The organism is Neorhizobium galegae (assembly GCF_021391675.1).
GTDB classification, from domain to species: Bacteria; Pseudomonadota; Alphaproteobacteria; order Rhizobiales; family Rhizobiaceae; genus Neorhizobium; species Neorhizobium galegae_B.
This window is the reverse complement of sequence record NZ_CP090095.1, coordinates 33,347-54,984: the sequence shown is the minus strand read 5'-3', so window position 1 is coordinate 54,984 and position 21,638 is coordinate 33,347. Positions and strand designations below refer to the sequence as shown.

At 62.1% G+C, this 21,638-nt stretch carries 23 protein-coding genes; 13 read left to right on the top strand and 10 right to left on the bottom strand.

The window, feature by feature from the left end:
- Positions 1-80: 80 nt before the first annotated feature.
- The 7 genes from LZK81_RS00255 to hslV form a co-directional block, all read right to left on the bottom strand.
- A complete protein-coding gene (locus tag LZK81_RS00255) occupies positions 81-1,001 on the bottom strand; it encodes a LysR family transcriptional regulator (protein ID WP_233956677.1) in 921 nt (306 codons plus the stop codon).
- A 103-nt stretch (positions 1,002-1,104) separates the two neighbouring features.
- Entirely contained in the window at positions 1,105-3,132 is a 2,028-nt protein-coding gene (locus LZK81_RS00250; RefSeq protein WP_233954823.1) for a hydantoinase/oxoprolinase family protein, read from the bottom strand.
- Positions 3,133-3,184: 52 nt separating this feature from the next.
- On the bottom strand, positions 3,185-4,603 hold the full coding sequence (locus LZK81_RS00245; protein ID WP_233954822.1) for a cytochrome P450: 1,419 nt from the start codon (positions 4,601-4,603) through the stop codon (positions 3,185-3,187).
- A 44-nt stretch (positions 4,604-4,647) separates the two neighbouring features.
- A complete protein-coding gene (locus LZK81_RS00240; RefSeq protein WP_233954821.1) occupies positions 4,648-5,583 on the bottom strand; it encodes a DUF1402 family protein in 936 nt (311 codons plus the stop codon).
- Positions 5,584-5,796: 213 nt separating this feature from the next.
- Complete coding sequence (gene hslU, locus LZK81_RS00235; RefSeq protein ID WP_046607953.1) at positions 5,797-7,104, bottom strand: ATP-dependent protease ATPase subunit HslU; 1,308 nt, start codon at positions 7,102-7,104, stop codon at positions 5,797-5,799.
- Positions 7,101-7,619 carry a GNAT family N-acetyltransferase gene (locus tag LZK81_RS00230; protein WP_233954820.1) on the bottom strand — a complete coding sequence of 173 codons (519 nt, stop codon included), beginning with the start codon at positions 7,617-7,619 and terminating at the stop codon, positions 7,101-7,103. Before LZK81_RS00230 ends, hslU begins: the two co-directional genes overlap by 4 nt.
- The gene (gene hslV / locus LZK81_RS00225; RefSeq protein WP_007751667.1) at positions 7,612-8,139 is read right to left on the bottom strand and encodes an ATP-dependent protease subunit HslV; all 528 of its coding nucleotides are present in this window, start codon (positions 8,137-8,139) and stop codon (positions 7,612-7,614) included. The genes LZK81_RS00230 and hslV overlap by 8 nt, the downstream gene beginning before the upstream one ends.
- Positions 8,140-8,329: 190 nt before the next feature.
- On the opposite strand from hslV, the gene hisB reads away from it, so the two are divergent.
- Genes hisB through coaA form a run of 7 tightly spaced genes read left to right on the top strand, consistent with a single transcriptional unit; the run spans position 8,330 to position 12,991 of the window.
- Positions 8,330-8,938 carry an imidazoleglycerol-phosphate dehydratase HisB gene (gene hisB / locus LZK81_RS00220; protein WP_233954819.1) on the top strand — a complete coding sequence of 203 codons (609 nt, stop codon included), beginning with the start codon at positions 8,330-8,332 and terminating at the stop codon, positions 8,936-8,938.
- A 19-nt stretch (positions 8,939-8,957) separates the two neighbouring features.
- A complete protein-coding gene (locus LZK81_RS00215; RefSeq protein ID WP_233954818.1) occupies positions 8,958-9,449 on the top strand; it encodes a DUF2628 domain-containing protein in 492 nt (163 codons plus the stop codon).
- Entirely contained in the window at positions 9,449-10,099 is a 651-nt protein-coding gene (gene hisH, locus LZK81_RS00210) for an imidazole glycerol phosphate synthase subunit HisH (protein WP_233954817.1), read from the top strand. Before LZK81_RS00215 ends, hisH begins: the two co-directional genes overlap by 1 nt.
- 29 nt (positions 10,100-10,128) lie before the next feature.
- Positions 10,129-10,872 carry a 1-(5-phosphoribosyl)-5-[(5-phosphoribosylamino)methylideneamino]imidazole-4-carboxamide isomerase gene (gene hisA, locus LZK81_RS00205; RefSeq protein WP_233954816.1) on the top strand — a complete coding sequence of 248 codons (744 nt, stop codon included), beginning with the start codon at positions 10,129-10,131 and terminating at the stop codon, positions 10,870-10,872.
- Positions 10,869-11,657, top strand: coding sequence for an imidazole glycerol phosphate synthase subunit HisF (gene hisF / locus LZK81_RS00200; RefSeq protein ID WP_105440002.1), 789 nt, complete (start codon positions 10,869-10,871; stop codon positions 11,655-11,657). The genes hisA and hisF overlap by 4 nt, the downstream gene beginning before the upstream one ends.
- Positions 11,658-11,675: 18 nt before the next feature.
- Positions 11,676-11,999 carry a phosphoribosyl-ATP diphosphatase gene (locus tag LZK81_RS00195; RefSeq protein WP_233954815.1) on the top strand — a complete coding sequence of 108 codons (324 nt, stop codon included), beginning with the start codon at positions 11,676-11,678 and terminating at the stop codon, positions 11,997-11,999.
- On the top strand, positions 11,996-12,991 hold the full coding sequence (gene coaA, locus LZK81_RS00190; protein ID WP_233954814.1) for a type I pantothenate kinase: 996 nt from the start codon (positions 11,996-11,998) through the stop codon (positions 12,989-12,991). Before LZK81_RS00195 ends, coaA begins: the two co-directional genes overlap by 4 nt.
- 31 nt (positions 12,992-13,022) lie before the next feature.
- On the opposite strand, the gene LZK81_RS00185 is transcribed toward coaA, so the two are convergent.
- From LZK81_RS00185 to LZK81_RS00175, 3 genes are all read right to left on the bottom strand, one after another.
- Entirely contained in the window at positions 13,023-13,634 is a 612-nt protein-coding gene (locus LZK81_RS00185; RefSeq protein WP_233954813.1) for an alpha-ketoglutarate-dependent dioxygenase AlkB, read from the bottom strand.
- Between the two features lie 16 nt (positions 13,635-13,650).
- Entirely contained in the window at positions 13,651-14,085 is a 435-nt protein-coding gene (gene arfB, locus LZK81_RS00180) for an alternative ribosome rescue aminoacyl-tRNA hydrolase ArfB (RefSeq protein ID WP_038547443.1), read from the bottom strand.
- Between the two features lie 165 nt (positions 14,086-14,250).
- Entirely contained in the window at positions 14,251-15,864 is a 1,614-nt protein-coding gene (locus LZK81_RS00175) for a phosphoenolpyruvate carboxykinase (RefSeq protein ID WP_233954812.1), read from the bottom strand.
- Between the two features lie 328 nt (positions 15,865-16,192).
- Here LZK81_RS00175 and LZK81_RS00170 point away from each other — a divergent pair, with 328 nt between their 5' ends.
- The 6 genes from LZK81_RS00170 to ahcY all read left to right on the top strand — a co-directional run bounded on the left by LZK81_RS00170 (position 16,193) and on the right by ahcY (position 21,637).
- Complete coding sequence (locus tag LZK81_RS00170) at positions 16,193-16,921, top strand: response regulator transcription factor (RefSeq protein WP_046611897.1); 729 nt, start codon at positions 16,193-16,195, stop codon at positions 16,919-16,921.
- 105 nt (positions 16,922-17,026) lie between these two features.
- The gene (locus tag LZK81_RS00165; RefSeq protein ID WP_233956676.1) at positions 17,027-18,781 is read left to right on the top strand and encodes a sensor histidine kinase; all 1,755 of its coding nucleotides are present in this window, start codon (positions 17,027-17,029) and stop codon (positions 18,779-18,781) included.
- A complete protein-coding gene (locus tag LZK81_RS00160) occupies positions 18,778-19,242 on the top strand; it encodes an HPr kinase/phosphorylase (protein WP_046607944.1) in 465 nt (154 codons plus the stop codon). Before LZK81_RS00165 ends, LZK81_RS00160 begins: the two co-directional genes overlap by 4 nt.
- A gap of 127 nt (positions 19,243-19,369) precedes the next feature.
- Positions 19,370-19,771 carry a PTS sugar transporter subunit IIA gene (locus tag LZK81_RS00155; RefSeq protein WP_007765502.1) on the top strand — a complete coding sequence of 134 codons (402 nt, stop codon included), beginning with the start codon at positions 19,370-19,372 and terminating at the stop codon, positions 19,769-19,771.
- A 13-nt stretch (positions 19,772-19,784) separates the two neighbouring features.
- On the top strand, positions 19,785-20,063 hold the full coding sequence (locus tag LZK81_RS00150) for an HPr family phosphocarrier protein (protein WP_046607943.1): 279 nt from the start codon (positions 19,785-19,787) through the stop codon (positions 20,061-20,063).
- 173 nt (positions 20,064-20,236) lie between these two features.
- The gene (ahcY, locus tag LZK81_RS00145) at positions 20,237-21,637 is read left to right on the top strand and encodes an adenosylhomocysteinase (protein WP_046611895.1); all 1,401 of its coding nucleotides are present in this window, start codon (positions 20,237-20,239) and stop codon (positions 21,635-21,637) included.
- Position 21,638: the final 1 nt, after the last annotated feature.

Genomic DNA, 21,638 nt, shown 5'->3' with positions numbered 1-21,638 from the left:
CTTTGGTAGCGAGGGAAATTGCAATTGCACAAATATTGAATGACTTATGCCATATCGGAAATAATCGCGAACGATAGCAGCTATTTCCGGCTTGCCTCCGGGGAATGCCGTTCCCAATACGGGATCGGCCCATAAAGGTCGGCAAGATATTCGATGAAGGCGCGGACCTTGGAAGGGAGATGCTGCCGGCTCGGATAGACCGCCGAGACCGAGATATTCTTCGAGCCCTCATATCCGGGCATCACCATCACCAGCCGCCCATCCTTGAGCTCGTTGCCGATATCCCAGGTGGATCTTAGCGCGATGCCGAGACCGGCGATCACCGCTTCGCGGATGACTTCGCTCGAATTGGTGTTCAGCATCCCGGCTGGCCGATAGATCAGCGGGCCTTTGGGGCCTTCCAGCCTCCAGGGTTCGCCATTGTGGGCCGTCAGGCAGTGATGGTTCGCCAGTTCCTCGATACTCGTCGGAGCGCCGTGGCGTTCGACATAGGAGGGCGAGGCGCAGAGGATGCGCCGGACCTGGACGAGTTTGCGGGCGACAAGGCTGGAATCCTTCAGCTCGGAGATGCGGATTGCCACGTCGAAACCCTGGGCGATGATATCCGTGAACTCATCTGACAGCATCAGGTCGATCGACAGATGTGGGTTCGCCTGCATGAATGTCGGAAGATGCGGCGCGATGTGCATCCGACCGAACGAGGTCGGCGCGGAGATGCGCAGATTGCCGGCGATCTCGGTCGATCGGCCCGAAACGAATTGCTCGGCATCCTCGATCCCGGTCAGGATATTGGCGATCCGATCGTAAAAACCCTTGCCGGCATCGGTCATTCCGATCTGGCGGGTGGTGCGCTGCAGGAGGCGCGTCCCCAGTTGCTCCTCCAGCCGCTTGATGCGCTTCGAGACCACCGCCGGGGAAATGCCAAGGCTCTTCGCCGCCGCCGACATATTTCCGCTGGCTGCGACTTTGACGAAGATTTCCAGATCGGCGAGATTGGTGATCACTGCGATTTGTTCCCAGCTGGAATAAATACCGGCTCACTTACGCCCTTTTAAAGGGCGCTTAAAGGGCAATCCGCCCTAGGCGCCGAGCAACGTGAGCGGGCTAAACCGCTTGGAAAACGGCTATCCTCGGCCTGCCGACTGCAACCGCAGTAATCCGTGCCTCGACGAATTTTCGCGACCCCTCGATTTCCGGCGCATCCAGTTCTTCCGAAATTGTTACCACCGCATCCCTGGCGCCATCCGCATTCGCCTGCGTCTGCGCGGCGGCGATTGCGTGCTCGCGCGCGGCGGTCAGCGCTGCCGTTTCACCGATGACCGCAATCCGCTCGCCCGCTCCGGACACTATAAATCGGCCCTCTTCCGGGGAAGTGACGACAATGGTGACGCTGGCACGGACCTGGCCGACCACAGCCCCGACGGCGTTTGCAACATCGGCATCGGCAGGAATGATCGACTGCGCGCCGAGCATATCCGCGACCGCCGGATAATAGACGGGTGCTGAAGCCCCGAGCCCGATCAGCGACCGATCCAGCGAAACGGAGAACCGGGCAATGCCGGGAACGCGTTTCAGCGCTCGGTCGACGGCAAGCGAAACCGCGGGATCGATGGCTCCGGCGCCATCTTCGGCGAGGCAGGCTGCGAGCACCGCTTCGGACGACTGGCGCGTCAGCCGGCTCACGATCTTCTCAGCCAAGTCTTCCGAGGACGCGGCGATCCCGCGCCCCGCGCCGTCCTTGCGCCGGGCGGCAAGTTCCAGCCCTAGCCTTGCAGCCTCTCCGTGCCATTGGCCCTGGCGGCCGAGTACATGCAGCGCATCGGAAGGGGTGATGCCGGAGAGATGCACCAGCCCTCTCGCAACCAGCCGGTCGAGGATTGCCTTCTGCGAATTCATCGTCAGCAGATCGTTGAGCGAAACCGGCACGTTGCCGATGCGGGCAAAAAGCGCCTGTTCCGGCGGCTGCAGGCCCTGGGCCATCACATCCGGCACGCCGGTTCGCACCGCAAAGCGGCCGTCGTGCCGGCCGGCATGGCTGGCGCGCAGCTGTTTTTCCAGCGTCGACAGGATGATCTCGCCATGCGCCATGGCGGCGAGGCTGAGCGGCAGAAGCCGGCGCGGACCGAGCGTGAGCCGCGCTTCGAGGCCGCGGTCGTCGATATGAACCTCGGAATCGCCGCCAAGCCCATAGGTGCGCAGCGCCACCGCCTCCACCATCGTGCGATGGCCGCCGACCACCGCGCCCTCTTCCGCCAGCTTCGGCCGCCCGCCATCGAGAACCGCGACATCCGTGGTGGTGCCGCCGATGTCGGAAACCACCGCCTGATCGAGCCCAGTCAGAAAATGCGCCCCGACAAGGCTTGCGGCGGGGCCGGAAAGGATGGTTTCGATTGGCCGCAGCCGCGCCTCGGCAGCGGAGATCAGCGCGCCATCGCCGCGCACCACCATCATCGGCGCCGTTATGCCACGGGCGGTCAGAAAGCCCTCGCAGGAACCGACCAGCCGGTCGATGATCGACACCAGCCGGGCATTGAGCAGCGTGGTCAACGCACGGCGAGGACCGCCGAGTTTCGACGACAGTTCGTGGCTGCAGGTGGCGGGCAGATGCGAAAGCGCGCGAATACGGTCCCTCACCCGGATTTCGTGAGCCGGATTCCGGACGGCGAAATAACCGGCGACCGCAAAGGACGAAACCGTTCCGCCAAGCGCCGGCATGGCCGTTTCCAGAGCCGCCATGTCGAGCAGCGTCTCGTTGCCGTGCACGTCATGGCCTCCGGGCAGGAAGATCACCGGATCGCTTCCCAGCGCCTCGGCAAGCCCGCCACGGGTGAGATCCTCCGAGGTGAAGCCGACCATGATCAGGGCCGCACGACCGCCCTGCCCTTCGACCAGCGCATTGGTGGCAAGCGTGGTCGACAGCGAAACGAGGCCGATTGCCGAGGCGGAAGCGGCACTTTTCTCCAGCACCGCATCGACGGCGCCGGCAATGCCGACCGCCAGATCGTGCCGGGTCGTCAGCGATTTCGCCTTGGCAACAACGCCTTCGCCCTCGCGGAACAGCACCGCATCCGTATAGGTGCCGCCGGTATCGATTCCGAGAAGGAGAGGGCCGGGAAGAATGGATGAGGCCACGCGAGAATCCTGAAGATCAGTCTATGGATCAATAGCGCATAGGCCGCCAAGATCAATTCACCAGCGGAGACCTCCGATGTCGCGGACTGACCCGCATCAGCAGACCATCTCGCGGCTGGGTGGTCAACTTCTGGACCGGCCAGACCTTGGTCTCAGGCGTAACGTCGAAACGATAGCGACCCATCAGCACCGCGAGCGCGATTACCGCCTCCTGCAGGGCGAAGGTGGCGCCGATGCAGGTGCGCGGGCCCGCGCCGAAAGGCAGATACTGGAACCGGTTCAGCTTGCCGCGGTTCTCGGGCAGAAAACGCTCGGGCATGAAGGCCCGCGGCTTTTCCCAATAAAGTTCGTGGCGGTGCAGCGTCCAGGGCATGACCAGCACGGTCACGCCGGCGTCGATCCTGACCGTCTTGCCTTCCGGGCTCGTCCAGTTGTCGTCGCTGATCGCTTCGCGATTGATCGAGGGTGCCGGCGGATAGAGCCGCAATGCCTCCTCGAACGCCGCGCGCACCCAGGGCATCAGTTCCAGCCATTCGACCGGATCGGCGCCGGTCGCCAGAACGCGGTCGATCTCCTCTTCCATGTTCTGCCGTACCGACGGCGATTCCGCGACGCAATAGAGCGTCCAGGCAAGCGCCCGGGCCGTGGTCTCGTGCCCCGCGCCGATGAAGGTGAGGATATTGTCCTCGATCTCGCCCATGGTCAGTCCGTCGGGACCGGCAAGCTGCAGCAGCAGCGTCAGGAAATCCTGCGGCACATCGCTCGGATGTTTGCGCATCCGCTCCTGCCGCATAAGCATGGTTTCGGCAACCACGCGCCGGAACTTGTCGAGGATCCGCCTGCCGCCGATGCGCGTTACGCGCGGCACCCAGGGCGGGGCGCGCAGCATGTCCATCGGGTCAATCCGGCCCATGCGATGCAGAAGCTGGTCGACATCGTCGGCAACGGTCTCCTTGTTCCCGGCGATCTCCCCGGAAAACAGGGTTTCGGCGAGGATGGCATAGGTCAGTTCGGTCATGTCCACGGAAATATCACGGACCGAGCCCTCGGCGCCGGCCTCGGCATATTTCCTTGAGAACTCCTCGGTCTGGCTCAGCATCTGGCCGGCAAAACCGCGGGAATGCCTTGGCGTGAAAACCGGCGCCATTGCCTTGCGGCAGCGTTTCCAGACCTCGCCTTCCGCCGTCAGCAGGCCGTCCCGGAGGATCGGGCGAAGGACGAGCTGGCGGATCTCCGACATGACGTAATTGCTGACATTGTCCACCAGAATGTGCCGGATAAGCCCGGGATGATTGACGATCAGCGTCCGTTCCTTGAAGAACTTCGTCTCGAACCAGGGCAGCGTGTAGGAAACCTTGCCCCAAAGTTCCAGCGGATTGCGCAGCGCAGTCCAGATGACCTCGATCGGGTTCAGCAACCGATCTCGATGCGGAGGTGCCGGCGGAACGAAGGGTTCGGGGCGGATGTCCATGGACAGCCCTCCTCAGGGGTTTCCTATGGAGGGTATATCAGCCGTCAGAGGAGGGATTTCAACTCGGCGAGCTTGTCGTTGACCAGCCAGCCGTAATAATTTTCCTCCGGCAGGCCGCCGCGGGCAGCCAAGGCGGCGGCGCGCTGCGCCGAACCGCCGGTATTGTAGAGTGTCGCGGTGATGCCGGGGTTGCGGGAAATATCCATGCCGGCGATCGTCTTGTAGTCGTCGATCGAGCGGCGGATGCTGGCTGCCATATAGGCGAGCGACTTGTCCGGGTCCATGATCGCATCATAGACCGCGGCGGCCTTGTTCTCGTCGAGCTTCGGGTAACCGGAATTCCTGGAAACCATGTCCGAGAGCATCAGCGCCGTCAGCGGGTTGACCTGGCCGAGGCCGAAAGTCTGACCAGCATAGAAGGGCTGGAAGAAGACCGCGCTGAACCGATTGTCGGGAAACGAGGTGCCCCCGACCGAACGGCCGCGAAAGCTCTTTTCCCAGACGCCTTCGCGGCAGGACCAGAGCTTGTAGGAATCGGCGAAATCATCGCATTTCCCGAATTCCGGCCGGTCGAGGAACTGCTGGATGCTCTCGTCGCCGTAGCCGAAACGGAAACTGTTGCCGGCATAGGCGGCCGCCTTGACGTAATAGGTCTGCAGCCGGTCATAGGCATCGACATTGTAGGTGTGCTCGCCGACGATCGCGCCGATCATGTGGATCGGATCGATGCCGTAATCGGCGGCCGTCGACTTGATCTTGCCGATCAGCTTCTTGTCGGAAGCCAGCAGGTCGCGGATTTTCTCGTATTTGTCATCGAAGGTCGTGCGGCCGGCGCGAGTCCGGCGTACCGAGGCACCCGGAACCTTCGGCTGTTCCGCGTGGCGATTTCCTTCGGGAACCATGGTGAGGCCGCCTGCGAACGCGGAAGAGGCCGCGGACGTTGCGACGACAAGGATCAGGGCCAGAAGGATGCGTTTCAAGATTTGCGTGTCCCAGGACTTCGACTATGCCGATCTCCGGCACCGGATGCTTAAAGCCATTCCAGACCGACTCACTCAAGCGCCGGACATTTCCATGAAAACGCGCTTCCCTTACGCGAGGCGCAAGGACCGTGTCGAGACGGGGGCGATCAAAATCCCGTCAGTGCTCGGAAATGAGCAGCCGGACGTTGCCCGGCTGCCACGATTGCGCACTCAGAGAATGTAGCGCGACAGATCGGTGTCGGCGGCAAGATCGCCGACATGCTTCTTGACGTATTCCGCATCGATCGTGACGGCGGTGCCACCCTGATCCGGGGCATTGAACGAGATTTCGTCGAGCACCCGTTCCATCACGGTCTGCAGCCGGCGGGCGCCGATATTCTCGACCGAGGAGTTGAGGTGCACGGCGACATCCGCCAGAGCGTCGATCGCATCCTCAGTGAAGTCGAGCGTCAGCTCTTCCGTTTCCATCAGCGCCTTGTACTGGCGGATAAGGCTCGCCTCGGTTTCCGTCAGGATGCGGCGGAAGTCTTCCTTGGTGAGCGGCCTCAATTCGACGCGGATCGGCAGGCGACCCTGAAGCTCCGGCAGAAGGTCGGAGGGCTTGGAGACGTGGAAGGCGCCCGAAGCGATGAAGAGGATGTGATCGGTCTTCACCGGCCCGTATTTGGTCGACACCGTGGTGCCTTCGACCAGCGGCAGCAGGTCGCGCTGCACGCCTTCGCGGGACACACCGGCGCCCATTCCGCCGTCGCGGGCGGCGATCTTGTCGATCTCGTCGAGGAAGACGATGCCGTCGTTTTCGACCGAGCGGACAGCCTCGCGCTGAATGACCTCGTTGTCGATCAGCTTGTCGGATTCGTCGCGGATCAGCTCGCCATAGGATTTCTTGACGGTGGTGCGGACCTTCTTGGTGCGGCCGCCCATCGCCTTGCCGAACATTTCCGACAGGTTCAGCACGCCGATATTGGCGCCTGGCATGCCGGGAATCTCGAAACCGGGCATGCCGGAGCCACTGTCGGCCACTTCGATGTCGATTTCCTTGTCATCCATCTCGCCGTCGCGCAGCTTCTTGCGGAAGCTGTCTCGGGTAGCCGGCGAGGCAGTGGAGCCCACCAGGGCATCGAGCACGCGTTCCTCGGCGCTCATATGGGCCTTGGCCTGTACGTCGGCGCGCATCTTGTCGCGCACGAGGCCGATGCCGATTTCGACAAGATCGCGGATGATCTGCTCGACATCGCGGCCGACATAACCGACTTCGGTGAACTTGGTGGCCTCGACCTTGATGAAGGGCGCGCCGGCGAGCTTCGCCAGGCGACGCGATATCTCCGTCTTGCCGACGCCGGTCGGGCCGATCATCAGGATGTTCTTCGGCATCACTTCGTCGCGCAGGCTCTCGTCGAGCTGGTGGCGGCGCCAGCGATTGCGGAGCGCAATCGCCACCGCGCGCTTGGCGTCGTGCTGGCCGATGATGTGCCGATCCAGCTCAGAGACGATTTCCCGGGGTGAAAAGTTACTCATGTCAAATCCGTTTCTTCTGGTGCGTCCAGCGCCATGAAATGGGCCGGACCGTAAATGGATGTCCTGCTGTCGACGTAGCGGAAGCCGGCCTTTTCATAGGCGCGGATCGCCTGGGCATTTTCCGGATCCGGATCGATGACGATCCTTTTCGCGCCGTTCTCGAAAAGTTCAGAGGTCAGCTGGCGGATAGTCGCGCTGCCATGGCCGATGCCGACAAGCTCAGCATTGCCGATCGAGATGTCGATGCCAAGCGTGCCCTTCGGCTGATCCTGATAGGGATGATCCTCTTCGAGATGCGGATCGTAGTACTGGAGATAGGCGATCGGCCTGCCGTCCAGTTCCGCGATCATCGGCCGGGTCTCGACGCTCGTCATCGAATATTCGATGCTCGCCAGTTCCTCGTCGACCTTACCCCACCATTTCGCGATATGCGGCTCGGCGAGCCACGTCGCCAAGAGAGAAAAATCCTCACGGGTGACATCACGAAACGAGTAGCGGGGCGCGCCTTCAGCCATCGGCGTCCAGCGTTTCGATGACCAGGTTGTGGTTGGTATAGACGCAGATATCGGCGGCGATATCGAGCGCCTTGCGGGCGATCTCCTCGGCCGACTTGTCCGTATCCATCATCGCGCGGGCGGCGGCATAGGCATAGTTGCCGCCGGAGCCGATCGCGATCGTTCCGTGCTCCGGTTCGAGCACGTCGCCATTGCCGGTGATCGCCAGCGTCGTCGACTTGTCGGCGACCAGCATCATCGCTTCGAGATTGCGCAGGTACTTGTCCGTGCGCCAGTCCTTGGCGAGCTCGACGGCGGCGCGCATCAGCTGGCCCGGATATTGTTCGAGCTTCTTTTCAAGCCGGTCGAGCAGCGTGAACGCATCAGCCGTCGCGCCAGCAAAACCGGCGATCACCTCGCCCTTGCCGATGCGGCGCACCTTGCGGGCATTGCCCTTCATCACCGTCTGGCCGAGGCTCACCTGGCCGTCGCCGGCCATGATGACCTTGCCGCCTTTCCGAACAGTAATAATGGTTGTCATAAGCCACCTGTTGGCCCGTCCTGCGGGCATTGGTTTTCAGAGCATTTCCGCCCCGTTGGGCATTTATGTAAGTCGGTCCAGGGCGAATGCAATCTCATGATGCGATGCCGCCGCCACTGCCCTGCTTTTGCTGGATATTTGACGTAGTGCCTGATAAGGAGCGCAGATCGATCGCATGGAGCAGACCCAGATGGGTGAGACGACTACCGCACGCATGGGCAACATCGTCCGCAAGACCAACGAAACCTCCGTTTCCGTTTCCGTCAATCTCGACGGCGCCGGCGCGGCCAGGATTTCCACGGGCGTCGGCTTTTTCGACCACATGCTGGACCAACTCTCGCGACATTCGCTGATCGACATGGACATCGAGGTCACCGGCGACCTGCATATCGACGACCACCATACGGTGGAAGACACCGGTATCGCGATCGGCCAGGCGATCTCCAAGGCGCTCGGCGACCGTCGCGGCATCACCCGTTACGCCTCGCTCGACCTTGCCATGGACGAGACCATGACCAAGGCGGCCATCGACGTGTCCGGCCGGCCGTTCCTGGTCTGGAACGTCGCGTTCAGCGCGCCGAAGATCGGCACGTTCGATACGGAACTGGTGCGGGAATTTTTTCAGGCGCTTGCCCAGAATGCGGGCATCACGCTGCATGTCCTGAACCACTACGGCGCCAACAACCATCATATCGCCGAGACCTGCTTCAAAGCCGTGGCACGGACACTTCGCGCCGCCATTGAAATCGACCCGCGGCAGGCCAATCGCGTTCCTTCGACCAAGGGAATGCTGGTCTGACTGCTTGAGGAGACAATCCTTGAGAAGCTATCTCGTTCTGACCCCGCCCAATGACCCGCGAAGCGGACCCGAGAGGGATCTCCAGTCGATCCTCGTTCTGCGGGACGGGTTTTCCTGGCTGGCGCTGTTGTTTCCGTGGATCTGGCTGTTCTGGCATAGGCTGTGGATTGCCGGAAGCGTGGTGCTGCTGGTCCAGATCGGCAGCGGCATCCTGATGCAGGTTCCTGGCTTCTGGACCGCCGGCCTGCTGCTTGGCTTCGCCACCAGCCTGCTCACGGCACTCGAGGGCCGACATTATCGCTCCGAGGCGCTGATCCATCGCGGCTGGGCACTGGGAACGGTGATCTCCGCCCACGATCTGCGCACAGCCGAGGAGATCTATTTCTCCGGCCTGCCGCAGCCGGAACAACAACCAATGCCGGTCTCGGCCGAGTGGGCAAAGCAGGCAAAGCCGCCCGCCGCCGGATGGCAGGCCCCACACATGGGCCTTTTCGAACATGGAGGACGCTGATGCGCGTCGCAATCATCGACTACGGGTCCGGCAACCTCCGTTCCGCGACCAAGGCCTTTGAACGGGCCGCCCGGGAAGCCGGCATCGACGCGGTCATCGACCTGACCGACAAGGCCGAGGCCGTCGCCACCGCCGACCGTATCGTGCTGCCGGGCGTCGGCGCCTACGCGGATTGCAGCGCCGGCCTCGCCGCCGTGCCGGGCATGCGGGAAGCCATCCTCGACGTCGTCGAGCACAAGGGCCGCCCTTTCCTCGGCATCTGCGTCGGCATGCAGCTGATGTCGTCGCGCGGGCTTGAAAAGACGACCACCGACGGATTTGGCTGGATCGAAGGCGACGTCGTCGAGATGACCCCGAGCGATCCCAGCCTCAAGATTCCGCAGATCGGCTGGAACACGCTCGATATCCATCACCCCCACCCGCTATTTGACGGCATCCCGACCGGGTCGGACGGCCTGCACGCCTATTTCGTGCACTCCTACCATCTGGCGGCCAAGCACCGCAGCGACGTGATCGCGACCACTGAGTACGGCGGTTCGATGACCGCGTTCGTCGGCCGCGACAATGTGGCGGGCTCCCAGTTTCATCCTGAGAAAAGCCAGACACTAGGGCTTGCCCTCATCTCCAATTTCCTGCGCTGGAAGCCCTGAGCTCGCGCGAACTCTCAAGGACCGAAGACATGATCCTCTTTCCTGCAATCGACCTGAAGGACGGCCAGTGCGTGCGCCTCAAGCTCGGCGATATGGACCAGGCCACCGTCTACAATCCCGATCCCGCAGCCCAGGCCAAGGCTTTCGAGGACCAGGGGTTCGAGTGGTTGCATGTGGTAGACCTGAACGGCGCCTTCGCGGGGACAAGCGTCAACGGCGCTGCCGTCGACGCGATCCTCAAGGCCACGAAGAACCCGGTGCAGCTCGGCGGCGGCATCCGCACGCTCGACCATATCGAAAACTGGCTGGCGCGCGGGCTTGCCCGCGTCATCCTCGGCACCGTCGCGGTGCGCGATCCGGCGCTGGTCATCGAGGCCTGCAGGCAGTTTCCTGGCAAGGTCGCCGTCGGCATCGACGCCAAGGGCGGAAAGGTCGCGGTCGAGGGCTGGGCGGAAGCGTCCGAGCTCGGCGTCATCGAGCTGGCCAAGAAATTCGAAGGCGCCGGCGTTTCGGCGATCATCTATACCGACATCGACCGCGACGGCATTCTGGCCGGCATCAATTGGGCCTCGACGCTGGAACTCGCCGATGCCGTTTCCATTCCGGTGATCGCATCGGGCGGGCTTGCCTCGATCGACGACATCAGCCGCATGCTGGAGCCGGATGCGGCCCGGCTCGAAGGCGCGATTTCCGGCCGTGCGCTATATGACGGCCGCATCGATCCCAGGGAGGCGCTGGCCCTGATCCGCTCCAGACAAGGACGTGCCGCATGACCCTCAAAGCCCGCGTCATCCCCTGCCTGGACGTCAAGGACGGCCGCGTCGTGAAAGGCGTCAACTTCGTCGACCTGATCGATGCCGGCGATCCCGTCGAGGCCGCCAAGGCCTATGATGCTGCCGGTGCCGACGAGCTCTGCTTCCTCGACATCACCGCCTCCTCCGACAATCGCGAGACGATTTTCGACGTCGTCGCCCGTACCGCCGACCATTGCTTCATGCCGCTCACCGTCGGCGGCGGAGTGCGTGCCGTCGGCGATATTCGCAAGCTGCTGCTGGCCGGCGCCGACAAGGTGGCGATCAACTCGGCGGCGGTCAACAATCCGGATTTCGTGGCGGAAGCCGCCGACAAGTTCGGCAACCAGTGCATCGTCGTGTCGATCGACGCCAAGCGGCGGCGCAGCCAGGCGATCGGTGGCGACAATCTGAGCGCCTGGGAGATCTACACGCATGGCGGCCGCAACGCGACCGGCATCGATGCCGTCGAGTTCGCCGTCAAAATGGTCGAGCGCGGCGCCGGCGAGCTGCTCGTCACCTCCATGGACCGGGACGGTACCAAGAGCGGCTACGACCTGGAGCTGACGCGGATGATCGCCGACAGCGTCCGAGCACCAGTCATCGCGTCGGGCGGCGTCGGAAACCTGGACGACATGGTCGCCGGCATCAAACAGGGCCACGCGACGGCGGTCCTGGCCGCATCGATTTTCCACTTCGGGACCTATACGGTCGGTCAGGCAAAGCATTATATGGCAGAGCACGGCATCGCCATGCGGCTCGATTGAGCGGTCGGAGAGAATGTTATGAGTGAATTTTCCCTGATCGACCTCGAGCGGATCGTCGCCGAGCGGGCCAAGGCCTCGCCGGAGGAATCTTGGACGGCAAAACTGGTCGCCGCCGGCCAGGAGAAGGCCGCAAAGAAGCTCGGCGAAGAAGCCGTCGAAACGGTGATCGCCGCGATCAAGCACGACGCCAAAAATCTGACGGCGGAAAGCGCCGATCTTCTCTATCATCTTTTGGTCGTCTTGAATATTGCAGCGGTGCCGTTGCAGGATGTGCTCGACGAACTCCAGAGAAGGACCGGCCAGTCCGGCCTTCAAGAAAAGGCAAGCCGGCCGACATCATGAGCATTGCTTCCCAGCCCGCCGAGACGCCTGACCCTGAAACCGGCCCGAACACGGAATATTACTCGCCCTATCACCGCTTCACCGCGGAGGAATGGGCGAAGTTCCGCGCAGACACGCCCCTGACGCTCACTGCGGACGAGGTGCAGAGGCTGCGTTCGCTGGACGACCCGATCGATCTCGATGAGGTCAGGCGCATCTATCTCTCGCTGTCGCGCCTGCTGTCGACGCATGTGGAGGCGACGCAACGCCTCTTCCAGCAGCGAAACCGTTTCTTGAGCCTTTCCGACATCACCAAGACGCCCTTCATCATCGGCATTGCCGGGTCGGTCGCGGTCGGCAAATCGACCACCGCACGTATCCTGAAGGAACTGCTCGCCCGCTGGCCGTCGAGCCCGAAGGTGGATCTCATCACCACCGACGGCTTTCTCTACCCCAATGCCGTGCTGAGCCGCGAAAACCTTATGGAGCGCAAGGGCTTTCCGGAAAGCTACGATATCGGTACCATCCTGCGCTTCCTGTCGGCCATCAAGGCCGGCGAGCCGAACGTCAAGGCGCCGCGTTATTCGCATCTCACCTATGACGTTCTGCCTGACGAATACACGCTGGTCGACCGGCCGGACATCCTGATCTTCGAGGGCATCAACGTCCTCCAGTCGCGGGCGCTGCCGGCCGACGGCAAGATCGTTCCGATCGTCTCGGACTTCTTCGACTTCTCGATCTATATCGATGCCGACGAGGAGCAGATTCACAACTGGTACGTCCAGCGCTTCATGAAGCTGCGCCAGACCGCCTTCCGCGATCCGACCTCGTTCTTCAAGAAATACGCGGCGATCGATGCGGATGCGGCCCGTGCCGTTGCCGAAGGATTGTGGGAAAACATCAACCTGAAGAACCTGCGCCAGAACATTCTGCCGACCAGGCCCCGGGCGGACCTTATCCTGCGCAAGGGCCGCAACCACTTGGTGGAAACGGTCGAGCTGCGGAAACTGTAGGCGATCGATCGCCGGCTATTGAATTAAATCGTCAACTATTCACGCGGCGGAGCGTCAAGTTGATGCGTCCGCCGTTCTTCAGCAGCGTCGACGTACCCGGATAGATGCGATCGACGCCGTGGAAGGCGAGACGCCCCTCTCCGCCCAGCACGACGACATCCCCACTCGCCAACCGGAAAGAGCCGGTCGGGTCCTTTCGGTTCCGGCCACCGACCCGGAACAGGCAGCTGTTGCCCAGCGAGACGGAAAGAACCGGGGCGGCCAGATCGTTCTCGTCCCGGTCCTGATGCAGGCCCATCTTGGCATCGTCGGAATAGAAATTGATGAGGCAGGCTTCGGGCGGTTTCGGATAGCCGCCGAGCTTTCCCCAGAGATCGAGCAGTTCCCGTGGCATGGCGGGCCACGGCTTTTTCGTCAGCGGGTGAAAGGACTGGTAGCGGTATCCTTGGTCCTTGTCCGCTACCCAACCGAGCGGGCCGCAATTGGTCATGCGCACCGACATGGGTTTGCCGGTGCCGGGCATTTCGGGCGTGTAGAGCGGCGCCTCGGCCACGACGTCTCGTATCAGTTCGACCAGATGCTCCTGCGCCGGTCGATCCAGATAGTCGGGAAGGTGCCTGATGCCATTCGCAAGCGTCGCCAAAGATCAATCTCCGCCGTTAGTCGCCGCTTGGCCGGCCGCGCATCTTCTTGACGTCCGAACGGCCGGATTTTTCTTTCAGCCGACGCTCCACCGAACCCTTGGTCGGCTTGGTTTTCTTGCGTGGCGGCGGCGGCGGTTCGGCGGCCTTGAGGATCAGTTCCTTCAGCCGCTCGCGCGCGTCCTCCCTGTTGCGCTCCTGGCTGCGGAACCGGTTTGCCTCTATCATCAGCACGCCGTCCTTCGACACCCGTTTTCCGGCGAGCTTGATGGCGTTTTCCTTCACCCGCTCCGGCAAAGACGGCGTATTCACGATGTCGTAAAAGAGCTGGACTGCCGTCGAGACCTTGTTGACGTTCTGGCCCCCCGGCCCGCCCGCCAGCACGAATTGTTCCGTCAGTTCCCATCCGGCGATGGTAATGCGGTTGTTGATGACAAGGGGATTGCTGGCCATGGGTCTCTGGTCTTTGTTCTTGGGCGCATGCCGTGATCCGGAACCGGCACCCACGTTCGGGCGACATGCGGCAGGCCCGCATCTTTCCCACAAAGCCGGCAAAAAGAAAACCGCCGGCCCAGGGTGTTATCCCGGGCCGGCGGTTTCACGTGAATCCTTCAAAGATTACTCGGCGGCGGCAAGCATGACCGGAGCGGCGCTTCTCACCTTGCTGTCGACGTGGTCTTCGTACTGCCCGAAGTTCTGGATGAACATCGAGACGAGCTTCTTGGCATAGGCGTCGAACGCGGCGCCGTCCGCCCAGGTCGAGCGCGGATCGAGGATCGCATTGTCGACGCCATTGACGGCGACCGGAACTGCGAAACCGAAGTTCGGATCGGTCCGGAACTCGGCGTTCTTGAGGCTGCCATCGAGCGCAGCACTTAAGAGAGCGCGGGTTTCCTTGATCGGCATGCGCCGGCCGACGCCGTAAGCGCCGCCGGTCCAGCCGGTGTTGACGAGCCAGCAATCGACCCCGTGGCGGGCGATCAGTTCCTTGAGCAGGTTGCCGTATTCGGCCGGGTGACGCGGCATGAATGGCCCGCCAAAGCAGGTCGAGAACGTCGCTTCCGGCTCGGTGACGCCCTTTTCCGTGCCGGCGACCTTGGCGGTGTAGCCGGAGAGGAAGTGGTACATCGCCTGCTCCGGCGTCAGCTTGGCGATCGGCGGCATGACGCCGAAAGCATCGGCGGTCAGCATGATGATCGACTTCGGCTGCGGTGCCGTGCCGGTCTTCGATGCATTCGGGATGAAATGCAGCGGGTAGGCGCTGCGGGTGTTCTCGGTCAGCGAACCATCGCTGAAATCCGGAGCCCGGTTCTGGTCGAGCACGACGTTTTCGATCACGGTGCCGAAACGACGGGTCGCGGCATAGATTTCCGGCTCGGCTTCGGCCGAAAGATTGATGGCCTTGGCATAGCAGCCACCTTCGAAATTGAAGACGCCGTTTTCGCCCCAGCCATGCTCGTCGTCGCCGATGAGCGTGCGGTTCGGATCGGCCGACAGCGTGGTCTTGCCGGTGCCGGACAGGCCGAAGAACAGTGCGGTATCGCCGTCCGGGCCGACATTGGCCGAGCAGTGCATCGGCATGACGCCTTTTTCCGGCAGGAAGTAGTTGAGCACGGAGAAGACCGACTTCTTGTTTTCGCCAGCATAGGAGGTGCCGCCGACCAGGATGAGGCCATTGGTGAAATCGCAGGCGATCACGGTCTCGGTGCGGCAACCGTGGCGGGCGGGATCCGCCTTGAAGCTCGGCAGGTTGATGATCGTCAGCTTTTCTTCGAAGCTTTCAAGCGTGGCGCGATCCGGACGGATCAGAAGATTGCGGATGAAGAGGGCGTGCCAGGCGAATTCGCTGACGACGCGGGTCGGAAGCGCATACTCGGCATCGGCGCCGCCGACCAGATCCTGGACGAATAGCGTCTTGCCGGCCGCATGGGCGAGCATGTCCTTCTTCAGGACTTCGAAGTGTTCAGGCTTCATGGGCTTGTTGTCGCTGCCCCACCAGACACGGTTCTCGGTGCCGGCATCGCGGACGATGAACTTGTCCTTGGGGGAGCGGCCGGTGTGCTGCCCGGTGACGGCGCGGAGGGCGCCGTCGACCGTCAGATCGGCTTCACCGCGGCGGATTGCTTCTTCGTAGAGTTCAACCTCGGACGAATTGTAATAAACACGCGATACACCGCCGAGACCGATCGCCGCTAAACCCTTGGACGGGTTGTGAAGTCCAAACTCCTCCATGCGCGCACTCCTTCAGCTTGCCGTGGGGACTGACGCGAAATTAATGACAGATTTCTAAAAGGGCAAGAGGCCCTTTGCAAATTCTTTAATAATATCAATTATTTAATCGATTTAAAAAATTTTATTCCTCTTTAAATCGGTTTAATAACTGTTTCAATCCGCATCCGCACTATCTTAAACCTCATTGCCAAAACGCACGATCGTCAGCGGCCCCTTTATCTTTGCCACAATTTGTTCCACCTTTATACTCAAGAAGCGCGTCGGCTGATGCCGCCTGGCTGGGGTAAATTCCAGGAGTTGCGCATAGATGATGACGGAGATGGAGAGCATGCAGACAATCGCGCTCGTAGACGACGACCGCAATATCCTGACGTCGGTGTCGATTGCACTCGAGGCAGAAGGATACAAGGTCGAGACCTATACGGATGGCGCTTCCGCGCTCGACGGGCTGATCGCCCGCCCTCCGCAGTTGGCGATTTTCGATATCAAGATGCCACGCATGGACGGCATGGAGCTTCTGCGCCGCCTGCGGCAGAAGTCCGACCTGCCGGTGATTTTCCTCACCTCCAAGGATGAAGAGATCGACGAGCTGTTCGGGCTGAAGATGGGTGCCGACGACTTCATCACGAAGCCGTTCTCGCAGCGTCTGCTGGTGGAGCGGGTCAAGGCGATCCTGCGCCGGGCCGGTGCCCGTGAGGCGCAGGCTGCCGGCGGCACCGGCACCAAGGCCGCGGCCGACGCGCAGGCGGCCCGCACGCTCGAACGTGGCCAGCTTGCCATGGACCAGGAGCGCCATACCTGCACCTGGAAAGGCGAGCCGGTGACGCTGACGGTGACCGAGTTCCTGATCCTGCATTCCCTGGCCCAGCGGCCCGGCGTCGTCAAAAGCCGCGATGCGCTGATGGACGCCGCTTATGACGAGCAGGTCTATGTGGATGACCGCACCATCGACAGCCACATCAAGCGGCTTCGCAAGAAATTCAAGATGGTCGACAACGACTTCGATATGATCGAAACGCTTTATGGCGTGGGTTATCGATTCCGCGAGTCGGCTTGAACCCTTGCGAAAGGTTAACTTGAGGCCACGGCCGGACCAGCGTTAAGCTGGCCCGGTGGAAGGACTGCAGTGGCAGATCAAACGTTCGACAGCGATATTGCCCGAATGGAGAAGGCTGGGACACGCCGCGCGCCGCGGAGGTTCTGGTCGCGTCCCTTCACGCTCATTCGGCGGGTGTTCGGCCACGCGGTCTTTTCGAGCCTCACCCGCCGCATCCTGTTCTTCAATATCGCCGCAACGGTGGTGCTGGTCGCCGGCATTCTCTACCTCAACCAGTTCCGCGAGGGGCTGATCGACGCCCGCGTCGAGAGCCTGCTGACGCAGGGCGAGATCATCGCCGGCGCGATTTCCGCCTCAGCCTCGGTCGATACCAACTCGATCACCATCGACCCCCAGAAACTTCTCGAACTGCAGGCCGGACAGAGCATTACGCCGGTGCCGAACGACGAGGACCTCGATTTTCCGATCGATCCCGAGCGCATCGCGCCGGTTCTGAGGCGGCTGATTTCGCCGACACGCACCCGCGCCCGGATTTTCGACGCCGACGCGAACCTGCTGCTCGATTCCCGCCATCTCTATTCGCGCGGACAGGTGTTGCGTTTCGACCTGCCGCCGGTGGAGAACGAATCGCAGACCTGGAGCGACTGGTTTGCAGGCCTCATCAACCGCCTGCTGCAGCCGGGCAACCTGCCGGTCTACAGGGAAGCGCCGGGCGGCGACGGATCGATCTATCCGGAGGTGATGAACGCGCTGACCGGCGTTCGAGGCGCGCTCGTGCGGGTCACCGACCGCGGCGAGTTGATCGTTTCCGTCGCCGTGCCGGTCCAGCGTTTTCGCGCCGTGCTCGGCGTGCTTCTTCTTTCGACCCAGGCCGGCGACATCGACAAGATCGTGCATGCGGAACGGTTGGCGATCATGCGCGTCTTCGGCGTGGCGACACTGGTCAACATCCTCTTGTCGCTGCTGCTGTCTTCGACCATCGCCAATCCGCTGCGGCGGCTGGCGGCGGCCGCAATCCGCGTGCGGCGCGGCGCCAAGCAGCGCGAGGAAATCCCGGACTTCTCCTATCGCCAGGACGAAATCGGCAACCTTTCGATCGCGCTTCGCGAGATGACCAACGCCCTCTACGACCGCATCGATGCGATCGAGAGTTTTGCCGCCGACGTCAGCCACGAGCTCAAGAACCCACTGACCTCGCTTCGCAGTGCCGTTGAAACCCTGCCGCTGGCGAAATCGGAGGAGTCGAAACAGCGCCTGACGGAAATCATCTTCCATGATGTGCGCCGCCTCGACCGCCTGATCAGCGACATTTCCGATGCTTCGCGGCTGGATGCCGAGCTTGCCCGCTCGGATTCGACGTCCGTCGACATGGAAAACCTGCTCGGCAATCTCGTCGACATTTCCCGGCAGATCCGCAGCGGCCGCAAACCGGTGGAAATCAGTCTCACGGTGGACAACAAGGCCGGCAACCGGTCGGCCTTCCTGGTCAACGGCCATGATCTTCGCCTCGGGCAGATCATCACCAACCTCATCGAGAACGCACGATCCTTCGTGCCCGAGAAAGGCGGCCGCATCACCATCCGGCTCTCCCACAGCAGGGATCGCGTGATCGTGACGGTGGAGGACAACGGTCCCGGCATCCAGGCGGAAGATATCGACCGCATCTTCGAACGCTTCTACACGGATCGGCCGGACGGCGAGAGTTTCGGTCAGAATTCCGGCCTCGGCCTGTCTATCAGCCGGCAGATCGCCGAGGCCCATGGCGGCTCGCTGAAGGCGGAAAACGTGCACGATGCCAAGACGGGAGCCATGACCGGGGCGCGCTTCACGCTGTCGCTGCCGGGCGGCGAGGACCAATGAGCCCGACGCCGGTCAATATCCATGCGACCGCGATCGTCATCGGCACCAAGGGCCTCCTCTTCACCGGCCCGTCCGGCAGCGGCAAATCCATGCTCGCCTTCACCTGTATCGCTGCGGCCCGGCGCCAGGGTGCTTTCGCGGCCCTGGTGGCCGACGATCAGGTGCTCGTCTCGCGCCACGGCGATCATCTGCTCGCCACCCGGCCGGAACCGATCGCCGGCCTCATAGAACTGCGCGGCAGCGGTATCGCCCGTGTTGAAAGCCTCTCCGCCGCGGCGCTCGACCTTGCGGTCGAAATCATCTCCCTGCCCGAAGATGAAAGGCTTCCGCCGGAAAATGAACGCTTCCGGATTCCCAGTCTGGGTGACCTTCCACTTGTCCGGATATGGCGCGGCGCTCCGGACCCTTTGGCGGTTCTGGCGGCGTTCGCGTTCGATTTTCACGGCGAGATGCCGTTTTGATCATCCTGAAGCCTGAATTTTTTGACTTGAACTTCGAGTCTACTTGGAGAAGATGGCATCCCACCGCTGGACCGCCTTATTGCAATGCGATATTGGCGCCGAGTTTCCATAGCAGGGGGCAGTTTTCATGATCGGACTAGTGCTTGTCACCCATGGCAAGCTGGCTGAGGAATTTCGTCATGCGGTGGAGCATGTCGTCGGGCCTCAGAAATTCATCGAAACCGTATCGATCGGTCCCGAGGACGACATGGATCAGCGCCGGCAGGATATCGTCGATGCCGTCACCAATGCCGATGAAGGCCATGGCGTCATCATTCTGACGGACATGTTCGGCGGCACGCCCTCCAACCTTTCCATTTCCGTCATGGAAAGCGGCCGGATCGAAGTCATTGCCGGCATGAACCTGCCGATGCTGATCAAGCTCGCCGGCGTGCGCAGTGACAACAACATGGACAGGGCGCTCGTCGAAGCCTCCGAAGCCGGTCGTAAATATATCAATGTCGCAAGCCGCGTCCTCAGCGGCAAATGAGAACCCAGACCGGATGTCATCCCCCTCTCCCCGTGAATTCCTGATCGTCAACAAACGCGGCCTGCATGCCCGCGCCTCCGCCAAGTTCGTGCAGATGGTGGAAAGCTTCGATGCGCAGATCACCGTCTCCAAGGACGGATCGACCGTCGGCGGTACCTCGATCATGGGCCTGATGATGCTCGCCGCCAGCACGGGCTGCACGATCGAGGTCTCAGCAGAAGGCATTCAGGCCGAGGAAGCGCTGAATGCGCTCGAACAGCTTGTCGCCAACAAGTTCGGCGAAGAAGCCTGACGCGCCTGCGGCTTAACCTTCGCTGACATAAACATATAAAGACTTCTTTATATCCCGTTGCCAGCTTGCCGGAAGCCTGCTAAACCGCTGGCCAGTTTCCGTCTGCCAAGGCGGGTCTTGCCACGTCCGTCGGTACCTCGCCGGAGAAGGCGCCACCGAACATGGAGAGCTTTATGAGCACTGAGAAGGATTACGTCGTCGCGGATATCAATCTTGCCGCCTACGGCCGCAAGGAGCTCGACATCGCAGAAACCGAAATGCCGGGCCTGATGTCCTGCCGCGAAGAATTCGGCACGTCGAAGCCGCTGAAGGGTGCCCGCATCTCGGGCTCGCTCCACATGACCATCCAGACGGCCGTTCTGATCGAGACGCTTCAGCACCTCGGCGCAGAAATCCGCTGGGCGTCCTGCAACATCTTCTCGACCCAGGACCATGCTGCTGCGGCAATCGCTGCCGCCGGCATCCCGGTCTTCGCCGTCAAGGGCGAATCGCTGACCGAGTACTGGGATTATACCGACAAGATCTTCCAGTGGGCCGATGGCGGTCTCTCCAACATGATCCTCGATGACGGCGGCGATGCCACCATGTACATCCTGCTCGGCGCCCGCGCCGAAGCCGGCGAGGACGTCCTTTCGAACCCGACTTCGGAAGAAGAAGAAATCCTCATCGCGCAGATCAAGAAGCGCCTCAAGGCATCGCCGGGCTGGTTCACCAAGCAGCGCGACGCAATCAAGGGCGTTACCGAAGAAACCACGACGGGCGTGCACCGCCTCTACGAACTGTCCAAGAAGGGCCTGCTGCCCTTCCCGGCGATCAACGTCAACGATTCGGTCACCAAGTCGAAGTTCGACAACAAATACGGCTGCAAGGAATCGCTGGTCGACGGCATCCGCCGCGGCACCGACGTGATGATGGCCGGCAAGGTTGCCGTCGTCTGCGGATACGGTGACGTCGGCAAGGGTTCGGCTGCTTCGCTCGCCGGCGCCGGCGCCCGCGTCAAGGTCACCGAAGTCGACCCGATCTGCGCGCTGCAGGCCGCCATGGACGGTTTTGAAGTCGTCGTCCTCGAAGACGTCGTCGAAAGCGCCGACATCTTCATCACCACGACCGGCAACAAGGACGTCATCCGCATCGACCACATGCGCGCGATGAAGGACATGGCGATCGTCGGCAATATCGGCCACTTCGACAACGAGATCCAGGTTGCGGCTCTGAAGAACCTCAAGTGGACCAACGTCAAGCCGCAGGTCGACATGATCGAGTTCCCGAAGGGCAACCGCATCATCCTTCTGTCGGAAGGCCGCCTGCTCAACCTCGGCAACGCCACCGGCCATCCGTCCTTCGTGATGTCGGCTTCGTTCACCAACCAGACGCTTGCCCAGATCGAGCTCTTCACCAAGCAGGGCGAGTACAAGAACGACGTCTACATCCTGCCGAAGCACCTCGACGAGAAGGTCGCCCGCCTGCATCTCGCCAAGCTCGGCGTGAAGCTGACGGAACTCTCCGACGAACAGGCAGCCTATATCGGCGTATCGCAGACGGGCCCGTTCAAGGCTGAACACTACCGGTACTAAT